Raw genomic sequence first — 15,292 nt, 5'->3', positions numbered from 1 at the left:
ACAACAAAGATAACAATATGAGCAATATAAACATCCTTTGGGTAGATGATGAGATAGATATTTTAAAACCACACATTCTTTTTCTAGAAAAAAAGGGCTATACCGTTTCAACTTGTAATAATGGTGCAGATGCTATTGATATGTGTGATGAAAATAATTATGATATTATTTTTTTAGACGAAAATATGCCCGGTTTAAGTGGTTTAGAAACATTGGTTAAAATTAAAAGTAAACGGCCAAACATACCCGTAGTTATGATTACCAAAAGTGAGGAAGAATACATTATGGATGATGCTATTGGTAATAAAATAGCCGATTATTTAATTAAGCCCGTTAATCCACACCAAATATTATTAAGTCTAAAGAAAAATTTAGATCATTCTAGGCTAATTTCTGAAAAAACCACATCAAATTACCAACAAGAATTTAGAAAAATAGCAATGGATTTAGCTATGGTTAATTCCTATTCAGAATGGATTGATATTTATAAAAAACTTGTTTATTGGGAATTAGAATTAGAAAATATTAGCGATTCTGGTATGATTGAAATACTTGAAAGTCAAAAACAAGAGGCAAATACCCTTTTTTTTAAATTTATAAAGAAAAATTATGCCGATTGGATTTATAATGATGACCATGAGCCTATTTTATCGAATACATTATTTAAAAATGTAATACTTCCAGAAGTAAAAAAATCTAAGGGAACCTTATTGGTTATAATTGATAATTTACGCTATGATCAATTTTACATACTAGAACAAACTATTACAAAATATTATAAAAAAGAAGAAGAAATCTCTTATTTCAGTATTTTACCAACAGCAACTCAATATGCTCGTAATGCTATTTTCTCAGGGTTAATGCCTCTAGAAATGGAGCAAAAACATCCTAATTATTGGAAAAATGATACTGATGAAGGTGGTAAAAATTTACACGAAGAAGATTTTTTAAGAGCACAATTAAACAGGCTTAGAGAAAATCTAAAACTGGCCTATTATAAAATAACTAATTTAAAATCTGGAAAACAATTGGCTGACAATTTTAATTCAATAAAAGAAAATGACTTAACAGTTATTGTTTATAATTTTGTTGATATGCTTTCACATGCTAAAACTGAAATGGAAGTTATTAAAGAATTGGCTAGTGATGACAAAGCATACAGATCATTAAGTAATAGTTGGTTTAAAAATTCTCCTTTGCTTGAAATAATTCAAAAAGCACAAAATTTAGGTTTAAAATTAATTATAACCACAGACCACGGAACCATAAATACTAAAACTCCTTCAAAAGTAATTGGAGATAAAAATATAAGTTCCAATTTACGCTATAAAACTGGCCGAAGTTTATCTTATGAAGACAAAGAAGTTTTTGCAGTTAAAAACCCTAAAGAAATTGGGTTACCTTCTATCTCTATAAATAGCTCCTTTATATTTGCCAAAGAAGATTTATTTTTTGCGTATCCAAATAATTTCAACCATTTTGTTAAGTATTACAAAAACACATATCAACACGGAGGAATTTCTTTAGAGGAAATGATAATTCCTTGTGCTATATTTGTACCTAAATAAAAGTACATTGTTAGAGAATTTTATAAAGTTGTCACATTGAGCGCAGTCAAATTGTCCTAATATTGAGATATTATATTTAAAAATTCTGCTATAAATAACAATCAATTTTTTTTAAAAATGACCTGAAGTTAGTATTAAATTCTATTATATGTTTAAAAATTACTCGCTAAAACAATTACCCAAAATTTCTGAAGAAATTATAAAATTATCCAACCATAAAATATTGCTTTTTTATGGAAAAATGGGTGTTGGAAAAACAACGCTTATTAAAGAAATTGCTAAACAACTTGGAGTTATTGATACAGTTAGCTCTCCTACTTTTTCATTAGTAAATGAGTACCATACAACTCAAAATAAAAAAGTGTTTCATTTTGATTTTTATAGAATTGAAACTGAAGAAGAAGCATTAGATATTGGAATAGAAGAATATTTTTACAGTGATAATTGGTGTTTGATTGAATGGCCTAATAAAGTTGAAAATTTATTACCTTTAAAGTCGGTAACTATTTCAATTACTAAAAAAAACAACCAGCAACGAACCATTGAACTTAAAAATAATGAGTAAAAAAGCAACCTCTCCATTTAGCAAACAGGAACTACTTCCTCAAGAAGAAACTTTAGAAATTCAAAAACAAAAAGGAAAACTTATTATTGGTATCCCTAAGGAAACACATTACCAAGAAAAAAGAGTTTGCTTAACACCTGATGCTGTTGCCGCATTAACAATGCATGGACATAATTTTATAATTGAAACCGGCGCTGGTGATGGTTCAAACTTTTCTGATAGTGAATATTCAGAAGCTGGAGCCAAAATTTCTTATGATGTTAAAGAAGCTTTTGAGTGCAATATCATTTTAAAAGTTGAGCCACCTTCATTAGATGAAATTAAACTAATAAACCCACAGAGTACTTTATTTTCAGCTTTACAGCTAAAAACTCAAACAAAAAAATACTTTGAAGCAATTGCTAGTAAAAGAATTACCGCTGTTGCTTTTGATTATATTAGAGATGATCAAGGTGTTTATTCAATTGTAAAATCATTGAGTGAAATTGCAGGTACAGCTTCAATTTTAATTGCTTCAGAAATAATGAGTAATGATAATGAAGGTAACGGATTGTTATTGGGAAATATTAGTGGTGTTCCTCCCACTGAAGTTGTTATTTTAGGTGCTGGTACTGTAGGTGAATTTGCTGCACGATCTGCAATTGGTTTAGGTGCAAATGTAAAAGTTTTCGATAATTCAATAACTAAATTGCGATGTTTACAACGTAATTTAGGACGGTCAATTTATACTTCTACAATTCAACCAAAAACTTTACAAAAGGCATTAATGCGTTGTGATGTTGCCATTGGGGCTTTAAGAGGTAAATCTAGGTCTCCTGTTATAGTTTCTGAAGAAATGGTTCAGCAAATGAAAAATGGATCTGTAATTGTTGATGTAAGTATTGATAGAGGTGGTTGTTTTGATACTTCTGAAGTTACAACCCATAAAAAGCCTACATTTATGAAACATGGCGTTATTCATTATTGTGTGCCAAATATCCCTTCCAGATATTCCAGAACAGCCTCAGTATCAATAAGTAATATTTTTACACCTTATTTATTAAGTATTGCAGAAGAAGGAGGTTTTGAAAATGCTGCCCGTTTAGACAAAAGTTTGCAAAAAGGTATGTACTTTTACCACGGAATTTTAACCAATAGAACTGTTGCCGATTGGTTTAATTTACCATTTAGAGATATTAATTTATTGTTTTTGTAAAATGACTGTTAAACAACGTTTACCCTATTATATTATTGGCTTCTTTTTGGGAATTATGCTTGTCTATTTTTTTCTTAATAAAAAAAATGTAGAATTTGATTATTTACCCAATGCTAGAGTTTTAAAAAGTATTCGAAGAAAACCACAAATCTTTTCTCCAGAAGTACTACAAATAATCCATTCAAAAAAAATAGATTCCTCAACAATAAATCAAATTTTAAAAAATGGAAATGTTGATATATGGAATAAACTTAAATTAGATTCTTGTATGCAATACAATATTCAAGGGCGTAATAATTTAAAAAATATTATGCTAACAGTTAAAAGGTGTGATTCAGTTGCTTTTATTGAAAAAATTACTGTTGAATAATTTTAGAATAATAATGTTCTCTTATTTTTTTGATACTTTTAATTGATTTTTCGAGCCATTCTAAATATAATTCACTTTTTTCTAGTTCATTAAGCTGCCATTTTACGTTAGATGCTTTTAATTTTTCATTCATACGTTGTAAAATTATTGCTGCAGCAACCGAAATATTTAAGCTCTCAGTAAAACCAACCATTGGTATTTTTAAAAATCCATCTGCATTTTCCAACACATCTTTTGAAAGTCCTTCTTTCTCTACTCCAAAGAAGAAAACTGATTTTTCAGTAACATCAAAATCTTGTAAAACACACGAATCATTATGTGGTGTGGTTGCTATAATTTTATATCCTTTCTCTCGTAAATTATTAATACATTCAAGTGTGTTATTTATATCTTTTTCTTTATAAAATTTAAAATCAAGCCATTTTTGAGCTCCTTTTGCTACCTGATTTGAAGCATAAAATTTGTATTTATTTTCAATAACATGTACATCTTGAATTCCAAATATTTCACAACTTCTAACTACTGCACTAGCATTATGTGGCTGATAAATATCTTCAATGGCAACCGTAAAATGGCGTGTTCTGTTATTTATTACTTTCTTAAACAACTCTTTTCTGTCATTAGTAACAAACTGTTCTAAATATTCTATAAATTTATAATCTGGCATTTAATAACATCTTTGTACAAAGATAAAATTTAAATTCATAAATTACAGTATCTAATCACTTTGTGTAAACTCCTATATTGTAGCATAACTTTATTATTTTTACTTCTTATGAAGAACCTATTAATTATTGGATTTGTATGGCCCGAACCTAACACCACAGCTGCAGGCTCAAGAATGTTACAACTTATTGAATTATTTCAAGATAATAAGTACAACATAACTTTCGTTTGCGCTGCTTCTAAAACAAATAAATCATTTAACCTGAATAAATTAAATATTCAAACATTTGATATTGAGCTAAACAACAGTAGTTTTGATGAATTAATAAAACAGTTAAACCCTACATTGGTATTGTTTGATCGTTATTTAACAGAAGAGCAATTTGGATGGAGAGTTGCTGAAAATTGTCCTAATGCGCTTAGAATTTTAGATACAGAGGATCTACATTTTTTACGAAATGCAAGACAAATGGCTTATAAAAAAAAGATTCCTATCTCTGAAAATTTATTGAAAAATGATATAACTAAGCGTGAAATTGCAAGTATTTTCAGGTGCGATTTAACACTTATTATTTCAAAATATGAAATTAAATTACTGAAGCGTTTTTTTGGCGTTGACAAATCTCTTTTACATTATGTTCCTTTTCTTCTTCAAAAAGTAGTTTTACCCAACTCATATCCGTCTTTTACTGAAAGAGAAAATTTTATTGCAATAGGAAACTTTAAACACGCTCCAAATTTAGACTCAGTTATGTACCTAAAAACTAATATTTGGCCATTGATAAGAAAAGATTTGCCCGGTACTAAATTATACATATACGGAGCCTATTCAACTCAAAAAATACAACAACTACATAGTATTAAAGATGGATTTTTAATAAAAGGATGGGCTGAAAGTATTGAAAAAGTTTTTACAAATGCTAGGGTTTGTATTGCTCCTCTTCAATTTGGCGCAGGATTAAAAGGTAAGTTAATTGATTCAATGAAGTATGGAACTCCAAGTATTACTACCACAATTGGTGCAGAAGCTATGCATAATAATTTACCATGGAATGGTTTTATAACAAATGACCCTGCAGATTTTGCCTTAAAATCTGTTAAATTATATAACGATGAATTAATATGGAGAAATTCACAACAAAATGGGATTAAAATACTTCATAAATGCTATTCAAAAAATAAATATGGTAAGAAGCTTATTAACAAAATTAACTTTCTCCAAAAACAAATTATAGAACACAGGCTAAATAATTTTACAGGAACAATATTAATGCATCATACTTTAAATAGTACAAAGTATTTTTCAAAATGGATAGAAGAAAAAAACAACTAAAAGATTTTTTTAATATAAAGTTATACTTAAACAGCTTTAAATAGTTTTATTATTTCTGAAGGAATTCGAATAGGTTTCATAGTTTTTTTATCTAATAAACACCAAGTAGTTTTTGCTTTGGCAACAAGTTTATTTCCTTTTTTAATTTCAACAATACGTTCAGATTTAACACCGTAAATATTTTCTATCCAAGTATTTATTGTTATCTCATCATTTAACTTTACAGCATATAAATAGTCAATCTCATGCCTTAAAACAATCCAAACATACTTATTATTTAAATCTGAGGTGCTTAACAAATCCCAATGCTTTTGAGCAGCATTTTGTACCCATTGCAAATAATAAACATTGTTTACATGGTTTAAAACATCTATTACATCTTTAGTTATAGTTAATTGGAAAGAGAATATTTTTTTATGCATCAAAACAATATTAACAATTAAATATAAACTAATTACTATTTAAAGAATATTTCTTTAATAAGTTGTTGAAATGTTTAAATATTTACAATTAAAAATAGTTGGATTTATGAATGTTATATTTTACATTTACGAAACCTAAAAAGTTCAAGAATGTTTTGTTTTTTAACCATGTTTGTAATAATACGGCTAAAAAACTTACAGTCGTGATTGATTGAGTTTAAAAAATTATCGTGGGGACGACAGTTTTTTTCAAAATATTGCGGCTGTTTTAATTAATATACTTGTGTTACATAAAAACAGTTGTAAATAAAGAATCTTATTACACTACCGTTGTGGGGACGACAATTACAAAAAGATTTTTTGCAACTGTTTTTTTATTGTAACTATAATGGGGACAACAGTTTCTCTACTTTATAAGCAGATACAATTATTTTTAGCCTTAATAATTCTTCCAATTTTATTTTTAAACTCAAAGTATGGAACTAATGTATTTATGTATATTTTACTCTTTGATTTTATATACAAATTTGATTTTTTAATTCTTATAGGTGTATTTTCAATTAAAATCATGATTTATATTTTTTAATTAACGTTTTATAAACATTTGTGTAAAATAATTTCTTCCATCTGCATTTTTTTCTGTAGAAATTCCAAAGTGAGTATAACTATCACTCTCTATTAAAGCTCTATGGCTTTCACTTTTTAACCATGCTTCTACAACACCTTGTGATGAATTAAATCCATATGCTACATTCTCGCCAACGGTTTTTGCATTTGCATTAACTACCAAATTTTCTTGCCTTTTTGAAAAGTTAAAATGATTAACATTTCCAGTTTCAACCATATAAGATGTGTGGCTTCGTGCTACAGATGAAATTACATCAAGTTTATTTAAAGACTCTAATCCTATTGAATTTCTGTGTTTATTTACTAAGTCTAGTATTTCTAACTCTATCTTTGAATAAGAAACCTTAATTTCATTTACTTCATTAAAATAAATACCATCATCTTCTTTAGCACACGAGGCTAGTACAGTACTACTAATTATAATAATTAATACTAGTTTAAAATGAATTGTTTTCATGCTAGTTTGGGGTTTTAGGGGTTATACATTTAAAATACAGTCGCAACTATTACCTTCTTACTAACCGTTGTGGGAATGGTGTGGTTTGATAATTATGCTGCGACTGCTTTTAACTATGCACATAGGTTCAGCTAATTTTTCACTTGAAAAATTGCTTAAATCAGCTAAAATTATTGCATATAAATGTTTCAAACGTTTAGAAATGTTCTTTCTATTTTGAAACTTGCTATTATAGAACATAATAGCCATGGTGATAGTGATAACAATTGGTATCATAAATTGGGGTTTTGGCTCGTTTGGGTTAATCTATTCTTTTTATACTAATTTAATTTTAAAAAAAGAGGTAGAAACAAAGTTCTTACTAACCATCTAACATTATTAAAGCACTTTTCGGACTGCTTTATAAGTATGTGACTACAGTGTGACTACCTCTAAGGGTTGATTTACTTTTTCATAATCTCTTACTAATTATTCATTCTTACTATTCTAATTGTAAGCTATTTTCAAACAAAATATTTAGGGGTTAAATATTTGAATTAAAAAATAACCTTTTATCTTGGGTTGATTTATTTATTCCTAATTTTTTCTAATAATGTATTAAGACTTAAAATTTCTTTTTTTGACAAATTACCTACAATGCTCTTTTCAAATTTTAATTGAGCTGGAGCTATTTCATCTAATAAATTTAAACCTAGCTCAGTAATATTAATATCTACTTTCCTCCTATTCTCTTCATTTTGCAGCCTTGTGATTAACCCTTTTAATCTTAATTTTTCAACCAAACGTGTAGTATTGCTATTTTTACTAACCATTTGAGACTGCAAAGTTAAAAGGTCGGTAGGTTTTCCATTTAAATCTTTTAAAGAACGTAAAACTTTGTATTGTTGAATCGATAAAGCGTATTGTTTTAAATGATCTGAAAAATTTTCATTCATCCAGTTACCTGTTTGCAATATATTTTCAATTGTAAATTCAGGTAAGTTTAACTCATCCTTTTTATCATTTTTATTCAACTTGTGGGGGACAACAATTATCTATACTACTATCGTATATACGTCAAATGTATATACAATTATTAAAACAAACAAATTTTTTTGTTAAAAACTTTGAATTAATTTCAACTTTTAACCATTTATATAGGTGTTATTTACGTAAAATAAAATATAATTGAATATTGTTATTTCAATATTTAATTTACATACACCCTTATTTTCAAAGGGTTACAGTAATTTTTAAATTTGTTTTTATTCAAAAAATTAGATATGACTGTATTAATTTTAATGAGAATAAAAAAATAACGCTTTTAAAAAAATAAAATCTTAAATTGTTAATAAGTATCAATCTATTCATTTAAAATAGCACATTTGATATCAGATTTTTAGTATCTGACAATTCATTTTGCAGTAACTTTGGTTGCAAATTAATTTAAGTATTAAAACTAGATTTGTACTAAAATTATTAGAAATGAAAACAATTGTAGCTGTTACTGCACAAAATAGAAAAACAGTTTTTGAACACGCTGGAAGGTGTACAAATTTTTTGATCTACACAATTAATAATAATATTATAGAACATAAAAAATTACTAAAACTACCTAAAGAAGAGTCTTTACACAATGTTTTTCATGGCAATACTAAAGGTAGTGTTCTTTTTGATGTTGATATATTACTAACAAGAGGTATTGGAAATGGAGCTATTCAAAAACTAGCAAATCATAATGTAGCTTGTTATAAAATTGAAGAAACAGATCCAGATAAGGCTATTCATAAATTAATTAATGGCACATTAGAAGCTGTGTCCCCTATTTCACATGACAAGTCTGGATGTAACTGTGATGGAAATCATCACCACCATCACTAAATATTTTATGATATAATGTAAATAGAAAAAGGTCAAAATTTAAATTCAGACCTTTTTTATTCTAAAATTTTTGAAAATGTAAATTAATTATTCATTCTCATTCCTTTTTTACTTCCCATACCATTAGGGTGCATAGTTTTAAAATGACTTTCAAACCAGGCTGGTTGTTCAATTTCATTATCGTAAATATACTCAGCTATTTTTGTTAAATCCTCTTTTTTAAATAATTGCTTAGGCATTACTTTAAATTGACTAACAGCACCCCGCATTAAAGCCTTTTCTTCTTTAGGATCAATTGCCCAAGACACCATTGCTTTAACAAAATCTTCTTTTGAATTATATGCCATTTTATATCTTCTTTTAACAGCTACCATTGGAGGAGCTATAATTTCATCATGAGATTTACTAATTACAGAGTGACAAGCATAGCAATTATTTTTTAATAAAGTGTATCCTTCTGTTATTTCTTTGGAAATAACTTTATTTTCTAACTTTTTCTCCTCTTTTTTTGTTGTGTTACAGCTTAATAAAGCTATTGATGTAAGCATTAATACTGCCAAATTATTTATTTTCATATATTTTTATTTAATTGATACAAATATACATTTATTTAATAACCACATCTTTCACTTTCACTATTAATTACCTCTGTAAACTCAGCTAATGAAATAAATTGTGGAACATAGTTTTCTCCATTTAAAACAAGTTGATTTATGTAACTTCTTAAATGATTTCTAGAACCACAACTCAATTTTTCATACACATCTAAAATAGCTTCTTTTGTTGTGTTAGATTCATCTTCATGTATATCATTAAGATCTAAATCTTCAATTGTTGCACCTACTTTTAAAGCTTCTAAAAATGATATATTTGATTGATTAGTAAGATCAGCATATAAACTTTGTAAAGCTTGGTTTGTAAAAACACCTCTTTCAGAAGATGCAGGATCAGCAATTCCATAGGTATTTAATAATGTTAACACACTATTCATATGTTGTTGTTCGCTCTGAGCTATACTATTAAATATAGTTTCTCCATACTTGTCGTATGAAAATAGATAAACGTCTCTTGCTAATTTTTCTTCTTCTCTTAAAAATAACAAGTCATCTATTTCTAGCTGAGATAAAGTTGTTGATTCAGTAATTACATCATTCTCATCATCTGAACAACTTATTAAAGCTGTTAATGCCAATACCAATAAAGTTAATTTTTTCATTTTTTTAGTTTTTTACATTTCTTTTGTACTTTTAATGAAAAGCAAAAGTCATTCCCAAAAAATTAAAAGGTTGTAATAAAAGTTACCACACATAGTAACATTTATTACAACCAAAACTATATATTATTGTATAAAAAAACGCCTCCAAAATAATGGAAGCGTTTTAACTTTTTATATTGTTACTTAATTTATCTGTATGAAATTTTACGCATACGTAAGCTCAAAGGCGTAACTTCCAAATATTCATCATCTTTAATGTATTCCATACATTCTTCTAATGAAAATTCTTTTTTAGGAGCAATATTAACAGCCGTATCTGTACCTGATTTACGAACGTTTGTTAATTTTTTACCTTTTGTTAAATTAATAGACATATCATCTTGTCTATTATTTTCTCCAACAACTTGTCCTTTGTAAATTTCTTGATTAATATCTATAAAGAAAATACCTCTATCACCTAATTTATCAATAGAATAAGCGGTTGCTTTACCAGTATCTCCAGAGATTAAAGCTCCATTATTAGAAGTTGAAATTTCTCCTTTATAAGTGTCGAATCCACGTAACCTATGATTTATAATTGCTTCACCTTGAGTTGCTGTCAATATTTTGTTACGTAAGCCTATTAAACCACGCGAAGGAATATCAAACTCTAAATGTTGCATATCTCCTTTTGGTTCCATAACTAACATATCACCTTTTCTAATAGTAACTAAGTTAATTGCTTTACTAGCTAAAGCTTCAGGAACATTAATAACCAATGTTTCATAAGGTTCACATTTAACGCCATCTATTTCCTTCATAATTACTTGAGGTCTTCCCACTTGTAATTCATAGCCTTCTCTACGCATTGTTTCAATTAAAACCGATAGATGTAAAATTCCACGACCAAAAACATTAAACTTATCTTCATAGTCTGTATCTTCAACTCTCAAAGCGAGATTTTTTTCAGTCTCTTTGTACAACCTTTCTCTTAAATGTCTAGAAGTTACATATTTACCTTCTTTACCATAAAAAGGAGAGTTGTTAATTGTGAACAACATACTCATTGTAGGTTCATCCACTTTTAGTCTTTTTAGCACCTCTGGATTTTCTAAATCAGCAATAGTATCTCCAATTTCAAATCCTTCAATCCCAGTTATAGCGCAAATATCTCCACTTCTAACTTTAGTTGCCCTGTCTTTACCTAATCCTTCAAAAGTATGTAATTCCTTAATTCTAACTTTTTTAAAACTTCCATCAGATTTGCATAACATATAATCTTTACCTTCAACCAAATCACCTCTAAAAACACGTCCAATAGCAATACGTCCAACAAAAGATGTGAAATCTAACGATGTAATTTGCATTTGAGGAGTTCCTTCATAGTATGGAGCTTCAGGTATGTTTTTTAAAATTGAATCTAATAAAGGAACTATGTTATCTGTTTCATTTTTCCAATCAGTACTCATCCAACCCTGTTTAGCAGAACCATAAATAGTATCAAACTCTAATTGATCTTCTGTTGCATCCAAAGCGAACATTAAATCAAATACTTTTTCATGAACAATATCTGGAGTACAGTTCTGTTTATCTACTTTATTTATAACAACAATGGGTTTTAATCCTAATTCTAATGCTTTACCTAAAACAAAACGAGTTTGAGGCATTGGGCCTTCAAATGCATCAACTAATAATAATACTCCGTCAGCCATTTTTAATACTCGCTCTACTTCTCCTCCAAAATCTGCGTGACCTGGTGTATCTATAATATTAATTTTTACACCTTTATAAATGATTGAAACATTTTTAGATAGAATAGTAATACCACGTTCTCGTTCCAAATCATTATTATCTAATAATAAATCTGTTCTAACCTTACGCTCATCTAATATATGAGCTTGATCAATAATTTTATCAACCAAAGTAGTTTTCCCATGGTCTACGTGGGCTATAATTGCTATGTTTCTGATAGATTGCATTTTCTTATTTTTTAGAAGCTGCAAAAGTAGTTGTTTTATTTCGTTTATTGTAACAAAAGTTAAAGAATGATAGATATCATAAAAAAAGTCTAACCTACTCGTTATATTTGTTTTAAAACTTTTATATTATGAATTTAATAAACAGCATAGCATTATTTAATTGGAATTGGGGTATCATTGGTGCTGCCTTTATGTTTTTGATATTTTTGGGATTAGTGGTGGCGCTTTTTCTCTTGATGAGATCTGATAAGAAAAAATAATTTTTAAGTCACACTCTTTTTGGAATCGTAAATTACCTACTAAAAAGAGGCTGTCTGAAAAGAAGTGAACTGAAAAGCATCTTAAAAAGTTGAATAAAAAGGAGTGATAACCGTATTATTTTCACTCCTTTTTTTACCTATTTTATATTGATTAACAAATCCCTAAGTATGTTATTCCAGTAGTAAAAAATTCAATTAAGTGCGTATTCTGATTTATAGGATTTAATTGTACCGAAAGATAATCTTCTTAGAAAAATCAATGAATTGATTTTATTTTATTTTACATTAGTGTCCGATAAAACTACGAATTTTAATTAAACCCATCTTTGATCCCAATAAATACGCTTTATATTTTTCTTTTTGATTTAGCAAGGTGTCTTACTTAAAAAGTTGCAGTTGTATATCTGGAGGTTTAGATGTTAGTTCCCACCATTGTTTGTTTGGATTTTCGAGAAATTTAAACAGATCAATGTAGGTCATCAGATGAAATCTCATCACAGAAATCATATTTGAATATGCCCATTTCCGTTTGATTTTTCGTTGAATAACTAGTATAATGAGTTGAATAATTAATGCTGACCATATCTGAATTTCTATTGCATTTTGATTATCTCCAAGAAAATATTTAAGAGGGAAGTTCTGCTTAAGTCTTTTAAACATTGTTTCAATCTGCCATCTGTGTTTGTATATATCGGCTACTTGGTCTGGAGATATTTCTACATTATTGGTGATAAACTCATACACTTTTTCTTGTGTAGCATCCCAATAAGCAACTCTTCTTATTTGAATAGATGTATCGTCTTTTTTTATCAATATAAGTTCATCTTTTAGCACTGCATCACTTGTTTTGTCTGCTAAATCAAATTCTTTAATGCTTTTATAGACAGCATTGTCTTTTTGGCGAGTTACAAAGTAAATATCATTTAAAGTCCACTCTAAATATTGGAGATAATCATTGTATGCTTTATCAAAAACTACAAAAGAATCTTTCTCTAAATTTAACTCTTTTAAAAAGGTGTGGTCGTGAGTAGCAGCACTGCTAAAACGTATCAGACAAGGTACATCTTCCAAAGCATTTATCATTGTGTGCATCTTGATACCTCCTTTCTTTTTGCCATTAAGAGGATTACGACCAACTCCTTTTAAAATATCACTAAATAGGCTGATTGTGGTAGAATCTACAATTTTTAAATTCTTTATTGTTGGTTTTAATGGACTGCTGTCCGATAAAAACGGAGCATAGCGTTGCAATAGTTTTGAATAAATTGCGCCAAAGACTTCACTGGTTCTCTTCCTGTTGGCATCTGATAATGTACTTCGTTTTGGAAAATGTTTTAGGTTTAAATGACTGATACGTCCTTCACAGGCTAATAAAACGGTCGACAACTCTCTAAGTGAGGATACTCCGCTCATTGTGGCATATAGCATCGTGACTAAATGGTCGTAGGTTTTGAACTTTTTATAATATCTGTCGCTATTATAGGTTTTGGCTGTCCGAGTAATATCTTCTTGTGGGATATACTTTAAAATTTGTTTAATTATGGGAGTTCCGCTAAAGTGTGTACTTTTGTTCATATCTCAATTTTGTAGTAAAAATCAAGATATAAATAAAGCAGGAAATCCAAAATGGAAATCCTGCTTTTAAAAATGTTTATCGGACACTAATATTTATTTTATTTTATTTACGATGAATTAGTAAACAACTATTGTTTAAATAACGGACGCAACGCAAAAAGTCCTATCCGTATGGTAAAGTAAACATAGGAATAGTGCTAATTGCAATGGCGTATAACCTTAAAAAGTATAATTTAACACTCTATAGAGAGTTTACTTTTTTCTTATTGCAATTTTAGATGAATAATCAATATGAAAAATTGGATGATAAATATTCAAAAAAAAATCGCCTAAAAATTACTTTTTAGAAGACCTACTTTATTTAAAATTTTAATTATTTGTATCTTTGTCACCTTATTTAATTAAGTATGTATAAACAAATAACAAGTCCACAAAATTCATACATTAAAGAACTTGTTCAGTTAAAAGAAAAATCTCGTCTTAGAAAAAAAACAAATACTTTTTTAATTGAGGGATTTCGCGAAATTGCTTTGGCTATTCGTGGAGACTATCAAATTAAAACAATTTTAATTGCTTCGTCAGTTAGTAACAATAAAGAAATTGAAAAATTATTAAACAACGTAAATTCAACTATTGAAATTATTGAAATTTCTAAAGATATCTATAAAAAATTAGCCATAAGAGATTCTACCGAAGGTGTTTTAGCTATTGCAAAAAGTAAAAATTTATCTTTAAGTTCTATTCAATTAAAAAGTGAAAATCCTTTAATTTTAATCGCAGAAGCTCCTGAAAAGCCAGGAAATATTGGAGCACTTTTACGCACTGCAGATGCTGCTGGAGTTGATGCCGTTTTTATTGCTAATCCAAAAACAGACATTTACAATCCAAATATAATTCGCTCAAGTGTTGGTTGCGTATTTACCACAACCATTGCTACAGGAACAACTTCAGAAATTATATCTTTTTTGAAAGAAAATAACATACATATATATAGTGCTGCTTTAACCGCTTCTGTAGCATATCAAACTATAAATTACAAAAAAGCATCAGCAATAGTTGTTGGTACTGAATCAACAGGCCTCTCTAATGAATGGCTTCAAAATAGCACGCAAAATATACTAATTCCAATGCGTGGAGCTATTGATTCAATGAATGTATCAGTTAGTGCCGCAATTATTATCTTTGAAGCCGTAAGACAACGAAATTTATAATATACACTT

At 28.3% G+C, this 15,292-nt stretch carries 15 protein-coding genes; 7 read left to right on the top strand and 8 right to left on the bottom strand.

Annotated elements, in window-relative coordinates; all coding sequences use genetic code 11:
* Window positions 1–17: 17 nt before the first annotated feature.
* The 4 genes from porX to Lupro_RS01640 all read left to right on the top strand — a co-directional run bounded on the left by porX (window position 18) and on the right by Lupro_RS01640 (window position 3,698).
* Window positions 18–1,568: a T9SS response regulator signal transducer PorX gene (gene porX, locus Lupro_RS01655; protein WP_068205755.1), complete on the top strand. Its 1,551-nt coding sequence runs from the start codon at window positions 18–20 to the stop codon at window positions 1,566–1,568.
* A 148-nt stretch (window positions 1,569–1,716) separates the two neighbouring features.
* Window positions 1,717–2,133 (top strand): tRNA (adenosine(37)-N6)-threonylcarbamoyltransferase complex ATPase subunit type 1 TsaE, encoded by a 417-nt coding sequence (tsaE, locus tag Lupro_RS01650; protein WP_068205754.1) that lies wholly within the window; start codon window positions 1,717–1,719, stop codon window positions 2,131–2,133.
* On the top strand, window positions 2,126–3,328 hold the full coding sequence (locus Lupro_RS01645; protein ID WP_068205753.1) for an alanine dehydrogenase: 1,203 nt from the start codon (window positions 2,126–2,128) through the stop codon (window positions 3,326–3,328). The genes tsaE and Lupro_RS01645 overlap by 8 nt, the downstream gene beginning before the upstream one ends.
* A gap of 1 nt (window position 3,329) precedes the next feature.
* On the top strand, window positions 3,330–3,698 hold the full coding sequence (locus Lupro_RS01640) for a hypothetical protein (protein ID WP_068205752.1): 369 nt from the start codon (window positions 3,330–3,332) through the stop codon (window positions 3,696–3,698).
* Here the strand turns inward: Lupro_RS01640 and Lupro_RS01635 are convergent.
* On the bottom strand, window positions 3,685–4,365 hold the full coding sequence (locus Lupro_RS01635; RefSeq protein ID WP_068205751.1) for a TrmH family RNA methyltransferase: 681 nt from the start codon (window positions 4,363–4,365) through the stop codon (window positions 3,685–3,687). The genes Lupro_RS01640 and Lupro_RS01635 overlap by 14 nt on opposite strands.
* 108 nt (window positions 4,366–4,473) lie before the next feature.
* On the opposite strand from Lupro_RS01635, the gene Lupro_RS01630 reads away from it, so the two are divergent.
* Window positions 4,474–5,697, top strand: a complete 1,224-nt coding sequence (locus Lupro_RS01630) for a glycosyltransferase (RefSeq protein WP_068205750.1) — start codon at window positions 4,474–4,476, stop codon at window positions 5,695–5,697.
* 26 nt (window positions 5,698–5,723) lie between these two features.
* On the opposite strand, the gene Lupro_RS01625 is transcribed toward Lupro_RS01630, so the two are convergent.
* The 3 genes from Lupro_RS01625 to Lupro_RS01610 all read right to left on the bottom strand — a co-directional run bounded on the left by Lupro_RS01625 (window position 5,724) and on the right by Lupro_RS01610 (window position 8,216).
* On the bottom strand, window positions 5,724–6,119 hold the full coding sequence (locus Lupro_RS01625) for an acyl-CoA thioesterase (protein ID WP_068205749.1): 396 nt from the start codon (window positions 6,117–6,119) through the stop codon (window positions 5,724–5,726).
* 586 nt (window positions 6,120–6,705) lie between these two features.
* A complete protein-coding gene (locus Lupro_RS01615; RefSeq protein WP_068205747.1) occupies window positions 6,706–7,203 on the bottom strand; it encodes a CAP domain-containing protein in 498 nt (165 codons plus the stop codon).
* 566 nt (window positions 7,204–7,769) lie between these two features.
* Window positions 7,770–8,216 carry a MarR family winged helix-turn-helix transcriptional regulator gene (locus Lupro_RS01610; RefSeq protein WP_068205746.1) on the bottom strand — a complete coding sequence of 149 codons (447 nt, stop codon included), beginning with the start codon at window positions 8,214–8,216 and terminating at the stop codon, window positions 7,770–7,772.
* A gap of 451 nt (window positions 8,217–8,667) precedes the next feature.
* Here Lupro_RS01610 and Lupro_RS01605 point away from each other — a divergent pair, with 451 nt between their 5' ends.
* A complete protein-coding gene (locus tag Lupro_RS01605) occupies window positions 8,668–9,063 on the top strand; it encodes a NifB/NifX family molybdenum-iron cluster-binding protein (protein WP_144439089.1) in 396 nt (131 codons plus the stop codon).
* Between the two features lie 83 nt (window positions 9,064–9,146).
* Here Lupro_RS01605 and Lupro_RS01600 read toward each other — a convergent pair whose 3' ends face one another.
* The 4 genes from Lupro_RS01600 to Lupro_RS01585 all read right to left on the bottom strand — a co-directional run bounded on the left by Lupro_RS01600 (window position 9,147) and on the right by Lupro_RS01585 (window position 14,072).
* Window positions 9,147–9,638, bottom strand: a complete 492-nt coding sequence (locus Lupro_RS01600) for a c-type cytochrome (RefSeq protein ID WP_068205744.1) — start codon at window positions 9,636–9,638, stop codon at window positions 9,147–9,149.
* A 35-nt stretch (window positions 9,639–9,673) separates the two neighbouring features.
* Entirely contained in the window at window positions 9,674–10,279 is a 606-nt protein-coding gene (locus Lupro_RS01595) for a DUF2202 domain-containing protein (protein WP_068205743.1), read from the bottom strand.
* A 188-nt stretch (window positions 10,280–10,467) separates the two neighbouring features.
* Complete coding sequence (gene typA, locus Lupro_RS01590) at window positions 10,468–12,237, bottom strand: translational GTPase TypA (protein WP_068205742.1); 1,770 nt, start codon at window positions 12,235–12,237, stop codon at window positions 10,468–10,470.
* Window positions 12,238–12,875: 638 nt separating this feature from the next.
* On the bottom strand, window positions 12,876–14,072 hold the full coding sequence (locus tag Lupro_RS01585; RefSeq protein ID WP_068205741.1) for an IS4 family transposase: 1,197 nt from the start codon (window positions 14,070–14,072) through the stop codon (window positions 12,876–12,878).
* Window positions 14,073–14,479: 407 nt separating this feature from the next.
* Between Lupro_RS01585 and Lupro_RS01580 the strand changes: the two genes are divergently transcribed.
* The gene (locus tag Lupro_RS01580; RefSeq protein ID WP_068205740.1) at window positions 14,480–15,283 is read left to right on the top strand and encodes a TrmH family RNA methyltransferase; all 804 of its coding nucleotides are present in this window, start codon (window positions 14,480–14,482) and stop codon (window positions 15,281–15,283) included.
* Window positions 15,284–15,292 lie beyond the last annotated feature (9 nt).

Source organism: Lutibacter profundi (assembly GCF_001543325.1).
Classification (GTDB): domain Bacteria; phylum Bacteroidota; class Bacteroidia; order Flavobacteriales; family Flavobacteriaceae; genus Lutibacter; species Lutibacter profundi.
The sequence above is the reverse complement of the archived record's forward strand: the minus strand, read 5'-3'. Positions and strand labels throughout refer to the sequence as shown.